At 38.3% G+C, this 9,490-nt stretch carries 11 protein-coding genes; 3 read left to right on the top strand and 8 right to left on the bottom strand.

The window, feature by feature from the left end:
• Positions 1 to 140: 140 nt before the first annotated feature.
• Both HMPREF9420_RS12865 and HMPREF9420_RS01165 read left to right on the top strand, forming a co-directional pair.
• Positions 141 to 455, top strand: coding sequence for a hypothetical protein (locus tag HMPREF9420_RS12865; RefSeq protein WP_007133553.1), 315 nt, complete (start codon positions 141 to 143; stop codon positions 453 to 455).
• Between the two features lie 2 nt (positions 456 to 457).
• Positions 458 to 1,192, top strand: coding sequence for a DUF6261 family protein (locus HMPREF9420_RS01165; RefSeq protein ID WP_007133552.1), 735 nt, complete (start codon positions 458 to 460; stop codon positions 1,190 to 1,192).
• A gap of 271 nt (positions 1,193 to 1,463) precedes the next feature.
• On the opposite strand, the gene pyrF is transcribed toward HMPREF9420_RS01165, so the two are convergent.
• The 8 genes from pyrF to HMPREF9420_RS01130 are packed head-to-tail and all read right to left on the bottom strand — an operon-like array spanning position 1,464 to position 8,307.
• The gene (pyrF, locus tag HMPREF9420_RS01160) at positions 1,464 to 2,285 is read right to left on the bottom strand and encodes an orotidine-5'-phosphate decarboxylase (protein WP_007133551.1); all 822 of its coding nucleotides are present in this window, start codon (positions 2,283 to 2,285) and stop codon (positions 1,464 to 1,466) included.
• Positions 2,286 to 2,432 carry a hypothetical protein gene (locus HMPREF9420_RS14090; RefSeq protein ID WP_007133550.1) on the bottom strand — a complete coding sequence of 49 codons (147 nt, stop codon included), beginning with the start codon at positions 2,430 to 2,432 and terminating at the stop codon, positions 2,286 to 2,288.
• Between the two features lie 14 nt (positions 2,433 to 2,446).
• Positions 2,447 to 3,559, bottom strand: coding sequence for a peptide chain release factor 1 (prfA, locus tag HMPREF9420_RS01155; protein WP_007133549.1), 1,113 nt, complete (start codon positions 3,557 to 3,559; stop codon positions 2,447 to 2,449).
• 41 nt (positions 3,560 to 3,600) lie between these two features.
• Positions 3,601 to 4,764 (bottom strand): AIR synthase-related protein, encoded by a 1,164-nt coding sequence (locus HMPREF9420_RS01150; protein WP_044078653.1) that lies wholly within the window; start codon positions 4,762 to 4,764, stop codon positions 3,601 to 3,603.
• Between the two features lie 15 nt (positions 4,765 to 4,779).
• Positions 4,780 to 5,526 (bottom strand): shikimate dehydrogenase family protein, encoded by a 747-nt coding sequence (locus HMPREF9420_RS01145; protein WP_007133547.1) that lies wholly within the window; start codon positions 5,524 to 5,526, stop codon positions 4,780 to 4,782.
• Between the two features lie 22 nt (positions 5,527 to 5,548).
• On the bottom strand, positions 5,549 to 6,283 hold the full coding sequence (gene ubiE, locus HMPREF9420_RS01140) for a bifunctional demethylmenaquinone methyltransferase/2-methoxy-6-polyprenyl-1,4-benzoquinol methylase UbiE (protein ID WP_007133546.1): 735 nt from the start codon (positions 6,281 to 6,283) through the stop codon (positions 5,549 to 5,551).
• Between the two features lie 18 nt (positions 6,284 to 6,301).
• Positions 6,302 to 7,252: a phosphoribosylaminoimidazolesuccinocarboxamide synthase gene (locus HMPREF9420_RS01135; protein WP_007133545.1), complete on the bottom strand. Its 951-nt coding sequence runs from the start codon at positions 7,250 to 7,252 to the stop codon at positions 6,302 to 6,304.
• Between the two features lie 8 nt (positions 7,253 to 7,260).
• Positions 7,261 to 8,307: a PhoH family protein gene (locus HMPREF9420_RS01130; RefSeq protein ID WP_007133544.1), complete on the bottom strand. Its 1,047-nt coding sequence runs from the start codon at positions 8,305 to 8,307 to the stop codon at positions 7,261 to 7,263.
• A gap of 104 nt (positions 8,308 to 8,411) precedes the next feature.
• Here HMPREF9420_RS01130 and HMPREF9420_RS01125 point away from each other — a divergent pair, with 104 nt between their 5' ends.
• Positions 8,412 to 9,221 (top strand): DUF5715 family protein, encoded by an 810-nt coding sequence (locus HMPREF9420_RS01125; protein ID WP_007133543.1) that lies wholly within the window; start codon positions 8,412 to 8,414, stop codon positions 9,219 to 9,221.
• The last annotated feature ends 269 nt before the right edge of the window (positions 9,222 to 9,490 follow it).

The raw sequence follows: 9,490 nt of genomic DNA, 5'->3' as shown, positions 1-9,490 counted from the left end.
TGGTCAAATAAAAAAAATAATTTACCTTTGCATCAAGTTGAGTACCAAGAAAAATATAATATAAAGATTTTGCATGAAAGGAAAATATCTTCTTAGGATATCTCTATGCAAATAATTTGTTTAATTAAAAATAGAATAATATGCCAGAAACAACACTTTCTACGCATGACTTCACCAATGTGGTGGAGATTGTACTAACCGATTTATCGCGCCTGAATAATGGTGCGCATTTTCAATTCATCAAAAACGTGAGTGACCGCTTGGCTACGGACACGAAAATCAAAGAGAATGCCGTTGGACAAGCTGTAATTAAGGCACTGACAGAGGCCTTGGCTACAGAGGACAAGTATTTGGTGCTATCACAAAAGAGTCTTTTGACCGACGAAATTGCTAATGCTGATAAAGAGCGCGACACGCTTTTTAATGGCTATAGAACGGCAGTAAAAGGTTTTTGAATATGCCTGTAGCTGCCTTAGCAAAAAATGCACACGAATTGTGGCAACATCTTGCCGACTATGCCATTGACCCGCAAATGCAGCTCGAGCGTGAAACAGGTCTCATCACCAACCTTTGCACTGATCTCATAGGAAAATATGCTACACAGGTGCAGGCCTTGGGACTAAAACCCTATGTTGATGCACTGAAAACAGCCAACGAGCGCGTGGAAACATTGCTTGTGCAGCGCACCACAGATAATTCGACGAAAGTTGTGGGAGCTTTGCGCACTGCTCGCGAGGCTTCGGACAAAGCTTTTCGCAATTTGTCAAAAGTGGTCAATGCCTTAGCTATCCTCGGTAATCCTGCCGATTATGCAGCTTTTATCGACTTTATGAATACACTCATCAAGCGCTATAAAGAGCAGGCCATACCTACGAGTACGGCGAAAGCGACTGCTGAAAAGCATATGGCAGAATATGAGGCACGCGTAAAACCCAAACTCGAATCGTTTGAGGAGCAACAGGGATTTGAAACGGGCAGTCTTTCGTTTACGGGTAAAACAAAGGGAACGGCTGCAAAGCGACTTTTTGAACTGTCAGTAAAAGTCCAGAAAACGGCTGACGGCAAACCTAAAACAATTTGGGTGGGCGTGAATAAAGATGGAACGCTATTTCTATCAGAAAAGGCGAATGAGAAGCCGAAAGCAGAAGGCGGAACAGCTGAAAAAGGCGATTTCGGTATTAAACACAAATAATAGCCATAAAATGCGCGAAGCCGCATTCATAAATTGACTATGACGCAACAATAGGGTAGTCATAAAGACTCCTAAATCTAAAGTGGTGGTGCAGTGCTGTTGAGATAACAGCGACTGCACCTTTTTCATTCTAAAAGGATTATCATTCAAATTTATATAGTCATACAATGCTCACTAAAAAAGAAAAAGCACAGCCCTGTTGTAAAGGCTGCGCTTTTTAGAATATCTTAGTCTATATGGTTTTCTTTCTTCTATTGTGCCTGGAGAGTTCTCAACATCTCTCTAATTCCTTAGCCATTTGTTGCTGTAGTCCCTTAGCATTTTCAGCTGCTTTCTCAGCAAAGTCCTCTTGCTGGCTTGCATAGATGATTCCACGAGAAGAATTTACAAGCAGGCCGCAATCGCTTGTCATGCCATATTTGCAAACTTCTTGCAAACTACCGCCTTGTGCGCCTACGCCTGGAACCAAAAGGAAATGGTTGGGAGCGTGTTTGCGAATGTCACTAAACATTGAACCCTGCGTTGCACCAACCACATACATCAAGTTGTTTTCATTACCCCACTGTTGACTCTTTTCCAACACACGCTCAAAAAGTTTTTGTCCATCCTTGGAGGTGAAGAGCTGAAAATCTTGACTGCCTTTGTTACTTGTTAGTGCAAGCAAAATCACCCATTTATCTTTATACTCAAGGAATGGTTTTACACTGTCTTCGCCCATATATGGAGCCACGGTGAGTGCATCGAGATTATATTCTTCAAAGAAAGTCTTGGCATACATTCGACTTGTGTTCCCAATATCACCACGCTTTGCATCAGCAATGATGAAATGCTCAGGATAGTTTTCTTTCAGATATTGAATTGTCTTTTCAAAAGCTATCATCCCCTTTAAGCCATAACACTCGTAAAAAGCAAGATTAGGCTTGTATGCAACACAATAGGGGGCAGTTGCATCAATGATGGCTTTGTTGAATTCGAAGATTGCGTCATCGTGTTTCAAAAGATGTTTCGGTACCTTTTCCAAATCGATGTCCAATCCCACACATAAGAAAGACTTCTTACTAAAGATTTGATTTACGAGCTGTTGTCTGTTCATTTATTTTGATTTTTCGGTTTTAGGCAATTCCTTTTTCTTATCTTCTTTTCGCTGAGTGGAAACCAAGAGATTCATAAAATCGTCAGCCTGAACAGTACGCTCCTGCTGTTCCTTATCATCTTCTTTCTTTGTATATTTAATACCCATTGTAAATGATTCTTTTAAAGTTCGTTTTCCTTTAATTTTTCTGCATTTTCAGCAACTGTCAACGCATCAATCATGTCTTGGATGTTACCATTCAAGAACCCTTGAAGGTCGTGTGTAGTATATCCAATTCGATGGTCTGTCACACGGCCTTGTGGAAAATTATAAGTTCTGATTTTTGCCGAACGGTCGCCTGTTGAAACCAAGCTCTTTCTTCTGTCAGCAATATCATCCACATACTTTTGGTGCTCACGATCATGAATAAAGGTATAAAGACGGCTCAAGGCACGCTCTTTATTCTTCGGTTGATCACGCGTTTCTGTACATTCAATCAGAATTTCTTCTACCTCACCAGTGTTTGGATTCTTCCACGGATAGCGCAAACGAACACCAGATTCAACTTTGTTCACGTTCTGACCACCGGCACCACTTGATCTGAAGGTATCCCATTTGATGTCTCCCTCGTTGATATTTACTTCAAATTTATCGGCTTCAGGCAAGACGGCGACCGTAGCAGCACTCGTTTGCATACGGCCATTTGATTCAGTAACAGGGACACGTTGCACGCGATGTACTCCGCTTTCGTACTTCATGATACCATAAACATCAGTACCACTGATGGCAAAGTCAATCTCTTTATACCCACCAACAGCACCTTCTGACACGTCAGTTATACTCAGTATCCAACCTTTCATGTCGCAGTATTTCTTGTACATATTGAAGAGATCGCCAGCAAACAAAGCAGCTTCATCGCCTCCTGTACCAGCACGAATCTCCATTTGTACATTCTTTGCATCTTCTGGATCTTTCGGAACAAGAAGTAGTTTAATTTCCTCTTCTAATTTGGGTTGCAGACTTTCGTTCTCCTGTAGCTCTTCACGTGCCATCTCTTTCATGTCTGCATCATCTTCATTTGCTAATATATTTTTGGCTTCTTTAATCGAATCTAAGCAAGAAATATATCTTTTTCTGGCGTTCATGATGTCGCCTAAGTCTTTCCACTCTTTGGTAAGTTTTACATATCTTTTCTGATCTGCAATAACATCTGGGTCAGTAATCAATGTGCTTACCTCTTCAAATCGACTTTCTAAACCATCTAACTTTTCAAGTATACTATTATTTTCTGCCATATAATTTATTTTAATTCCAACAACATCGCGTTGTGAGGATCTTAATATTCAAACGTGCCATATTCAGAATGGATAACAAGACTGCGTTTCCCTTCTTCAATATGTCCTACAATTTGTGCATCAATATTAAAACTATTACTAATTGCAATAACTTTGTCTGCAATCTCTGGACGCACATAAATCTCCATTCTATGTCCCATGTTGAAAACCTGATACATCTCTTTCCAGTCTGTCTTTGAACATTCTTGAATAGCCTTAAACAGCGGTGGAGTAGGGAACAGGTTGTCTTTTACGGCTTTACAATTATCTCCTATGAAATGCAAGAGCTTAGTTTGAGCGCCCCCTGTGCAATGAATCATTCCGTGAATTTCAGGACGCAACTCATCAAGTACTTTCTTAATTACAGGGGCATAAGTGCGTGTTGGAGAAAGAACAAGCTTTCCTGCATTAACAGGACTGCCCTCAACGGAATCTTCAAACTTATATTTTCCGCTATAAACCAATTCTTCTGGCACTGCATGATCATAACTTTCAGGATAGCGATTGGCCAAATATTTTGCAAAGACATCATGGCGTGCACTGGTCAAACCATTACTTCCCATGCCGCCATTATATTGCTTTTCATAAGATGATTGTCCTGTAGAACTAAGACCAACAATCACATCTCCGGGTCTAATATTGGCATTATTGATAACATCACTACGCTTCATGCGGCATGTAACTGTAGAGTCAACGATAATTGTTCTGACAAGATCTCCTACATCAGCAGTCTCTCCTCCAGTCGGGAATATGCCAATACCCATGTCGCGCATCTCAGCAAGTAATTCGTCTGTTCCATTGATAATAGCTGATATAACCTCGCCAGGAACAAGCATTTTATTCCTGCCAATAGTACTTGAAACAAGTATGTTATCCACTGCACCTACACACAGCAAATCGTCTGTATTCATGACAATGGCATCCTGAGCAATACCTTTCCATACGCTGATATCGCCTGTTTCTTTCCAATACATATAGGCTAAGGACGACTTTGTTCCAGCTCCATCAGCATGCATAATATTACAATATTCAGGGTCATTGCCGAGAATATCGGGAATAATTTTGCAGAAAGCCTGTGGATATATACCTTTATCTATATTTTTGATTGCGTTGTGTACATCTTCTTTAGCAGCGCTAACACCACGCATCATGTATCTATTGTTCATAAGAAATTAATTATATTAGTCTTTACTATGCCAAAAATGCCAACTTTCAAACGCTTGAAGTAGTAACATTTCCAATCCATTTTTTACGGTTGCTCCATATTTTGCACCTTTTTGCATGAATAGAGTCTCGTCTGGATTATAAATTAAGTCGTAAAGCAATGTGTGACTATCCATTGCTTCGTAGGGTAGGGTAGGACATTCGTCTGCTTTTGGATACATGCCACAAGGAGTACAATTCACTATCACTTTATACTCTTTAATTACCTGCGGAGTTACCGATTGATAACATATTGTGCCTGGGCGTTCAAATCTACTGACTTTTAATGTTTCGATACCGAGTGAGTTTAAACCATATTGAATAGCTTTAGAGGAACCACCTGTCCCTAAAATTAGTGCCTTCTTATGACATTTTTCGAGAAGAGGTTCTATGCTCTTGGTAAAGCCAAAGACATCACTATTATAGCCTTTCATTATGATTTTTTTCCCTTTATGGGTAATTTTAATCACGTTAACGGCACCAATATCTTTAGCTTCAGGACTTAATTCATCCAAAAAATCAATGATTTTCTCTTTATAAGGAATTGTAACATTTAGTCCCTTTAAGTCAGGATTTTGTGCAATGATTTCTGGAAGGAAATCTAAATTAGGGATTTCAAAGTTACAATATTGAGCATCTATGCCTTCGTTTTCAAACTTCTCATTGAAGTAACCAATTGAAAAGGAGTGACCTAGTGGATATCCTATAAGACCATATTTATCCATACAACAAGATGTTATCTATTTTTTATTTTCGTGCAAAATACATTGTGCAGATTCCAAATGTTAGTCTTTGGAAGCTTGCATCCTTGAAGCCAGCTTTCTTTAAGATTTTCAACATCACTTCTCCTTGAGGGAAAGCTTCTATTGTGTTCGTCAGATAACTATAAGCGTTATTATCTTTTGAAATTAGTTTTCCATAAACAGGTAAGATTGAATGTGAGTAAATCTTGAATAATTGCTTCATCGGAAAACTCACAGGTGTAGTTAATTCTACAATACTTAAATGTCCACCAGGTTTTAACACCCTACACATTTCTTTGAGTCCTTGGTCAAGATTTTGAAAGTTTCGAATACCAAAAGCAGCTGTGACAGCATCAAACGAATTGTCGTTAAATGATAGTTGCGTGCAATCTTCTTTCTTGAAAGAGATAATTTCTTGTAATCCTTCCTTCTCAACCTTTTGCTGTCCAATCTTCATCATCCCCTCACTGATGTCTATTCCGACCATCTTTTGTGGAGATAACAACTTTGCAGATAGTATGGCAAAATCTCCAGTACCTGTTGCTATGTCTAAAATCGTTTTAGGATGAAAAGGTGAAAGCTGGCGAATAGCTTTCTTTCGCCAGCCTTTATCAATATCCCATGAGAGACGATGATTAAGAGTATCATAAGTCGGAGCAATGTTATCAAACATTTCTTCAACCAATTTTCCTTTCTCACCAGTCTTCCCGTATGGTTTTATCTCTTCTTGTTTATACATGCAAATTCGTGTGGAAGATTATCTAACCGTCTTCAGATAGTTTTCAACATTCTTTTCGATACGTGCTGCTATATCACCACTTTCAACGCTCTTATCAAACTTTTCGCCTGTGATATGCTCGTAAAGTTCGATATATCTCTCACTAACGCTTTCAGCATACTCGTCAGATATCTCTGGCATTTGTTGCCCTGGCTCGTTCATAAAGTTATGTTCTATCAACCATTGGCGTACAAACTCTTTCGACAACTGCTTCTGAGGCTTGCCTGCTGCAAGTTTTTCCTCATAACCATCAGCATAGAAATATCTACTTGAATCTGGAGTATGAATCTCATCTATCAAATAAATCTTTCCATCACGCTTGCCAAATTCATATTTCGTATCAACCAAAATCAGACCTTGCTTGGCTGCAATTTCCTGTCCACGTTTGAAGAGTTTTTTAGTGTAATCCTCTATAACGTCATAATCTTCCTTTGAAACCAAACCTTGAGCAATAATCTCTTCTCTTGAGATGTTCATATCATGACCTTCGTCAGCCTTTGTTGTAGGAGTTACGATTGGTTCAGGGAATCTCTCGTTTTCACGCATTCCTTCTGGAAGTTTTACTCCACAAAGATCGCGACATCCTTCCTTATACGCACGCCATGCACTTCCAGTGAGGATAGAACGGATAATCATCTCTACGCGAAAGCCTTCACATTTAAGTCCGACTGTAACCATTGGATCTGGTGTTGCCAGTTTCCAGTTAGGACAAATATCACTTGTTGCATCAAGAAACTTAGCTGCAATTTGGTTTAAAACCTGACCTTTAAAGGGGATTCCCTTAGGTAAAACAACATCAAAAGCCGAGATTCTGTCGGTAGCAATCATCACAAGTAAGTCATCATTGATGTCATAAACATCACGAACTTTACCATGATAAACACTCTTTTGTCCATCGAAATGGAAATCTGTCTTTGTTAAAGCTTTCATTTTGAATATTAATTAAAATCGTTGTCTGAATTTTCAAATATTGTAAATTCTTCTTTTTTTTCAGTTTGTTGCTTTTCTGCTGCAGCTCTTTTGCTCTTTTCTTTTGACTCTTGCTCTTGCTTTTTGTCAAACGAATCATAGGCATCCACTATGCGCGTAACAAGTTTATGTCTAACAATATCTTTTTGTGATAGATTCACAACGCTAATCCCTTCGACCTTTCCAAGTATATTTAACGCTTCCTTTAGCCCACTTTTTTGAGCTTTCGGCAAATCTATCTGCGTCATATCTCCCGTGATTATCATCTTCGTACTCCATCCCATACGCGTCAAAAACATTCGAATTTGCTGAGGAGTTGTATTCTGTGCTTCATCTAAGATTACTACAGCATCACTCAATGTGCGTCCGCGCATGAAAGCGAGTGGGGCAATCTGGATAATATGTTTCTCCATCATATCTTGCAATTTCACTGCAGGAATCATGTCTTCAAGAGCGTCATATAGGGGTTGTAGATAGGGATCTATCTTATCTTTCATGTCTCCAGGCAGAAAACCAAGCTTTTCTCCAGCTTCTACAGCAGGGCGACTTAGTATTATTTTCTTTGCAGTTTTTTCCTTTAGTGCCTTTACTGCAAGTGCAATACTTAAATAAGTTTTTCCAGTTCCAGCTGGACCTACCGCAAAAATCATGTCATTTTTATTAAATGCATCGATAAGTTTTTGCTGATTCTCCGACCGACTTTTAATGGGCCTTCCTGATACACTATAAACCAAAACACCCTTGATACTGTCACCTTTAGTCTTTCCAGACTTTACAATATCAAGGATATCTTCATCAGAAATAGAGTTATACTTCAACACATGTTTCTGCATAGAAGCAATATCTTCTTCTATTTTGGCCATCTCTTCCTCATCACCAAGAATACGGATAACATTATCTCGCGCAACGATTCTCAATTTAGGAAAAAGAGATTTTATCATTTGCAAGTGACAATTATTGAGTCCATAGAATATAACTGGATCAATATCTTCTAAGAATATATGCTTCTCTATCAATGTATAAACTCCTTAAATATGGATGCAAATTTAGAGTTTTTTTTTGAAATTACCAAATATTTGGTCTATCTTTGCATCTCGTAAAAGAAGTTTATGATAGTGTTATGAAGATTTCTAAAAATCGGTTTTTACAAGGTTTTGGTCTGTCGGTAGTATTTTTGGGCTTTATCCGTTGTCTATTCCCGTCTATAGCAGGTAATGGAACACATCAAATGAGTGCCGAGAAGATTGTAAAACCAACTATAAAAACACATCAAAAGCCAATACAAGAGAATATTAATTTTGCACAGACGAAATCCTCTTTACCTGTTAGTTCCGTATTTTTTAAGGCTGATGGTTCTGTCGTAAAGAATCGTATTTATAGTGTTCCCAATTTCGGAAAAGCTTTCCCTGACCAGAATGATGTTCAGCTGTTGTCAGCAAAAGCGCTTGGAGTTACACCTGTGAAAGACCGAGCTGATGCTGAAAACAGAAAGGGAGAACTAGTTTATATCGGTGGAAATCCATATTATTATATAGACAATTTAAAGTCCAGTATTCCTTATTTGATTCCCAAAGCAGCAATACTTCTGCAGGATATTGGACACAATTTCTTTGACTCTTTACAAATAAAAGGAATTCCATTACATAAGATTATTATCACCAGTGTAATGCGTTCAAAAGACGATGTACTGCGACTTCGTAGCCACAATGGAAATGCAACAGTTAATAGTTGTCATCTATATGGAACTACTGTTGATATTTGTTACAATCGATATAAAACTGTAGAAGCACCAAACGAAAAGCGACGTGTTGTGCGCAATGATACATTGAAATGGATTCTTAGTGAAGTTTTAAATGACATGAGAAAACAAAATAGGTGTCACATTAAGTACGAAGTGCACCAAGGATGTTTCCATCTAACAGTAAAGTAGGATGTAATCACAGAACTTTTTCACTTCAGCATCTACTATTTATCATAATCATGATTATATAACAAAAGGCATATTGTGAGGCCAACACTATTAAATGCGGAAATAATATGAAACTTACAAGAAAACGTTTAATGGCACTTCAGGAGACAATCTTAATCTAATGGTGGAATAAAATGGCTAAGATTATACAACGATTTGATATGAATTGTATTTTGATTGCAAACTACTGATTTTCAAGTATTTGTTATATTATCAATATAAAGTTTTAG

The organism is Segatella salivae DSM 15606 (genome assembly GCF_000185845.1).
GTDB lineage: Bacteria > Bacteroidota > Bacteroidia > Bacteroidales > Bacteroidaceae > Prevotella > Prevotella salivae.
This window is presented reverse-complemented; position numbering and strand designations above follow the sequence as displayed.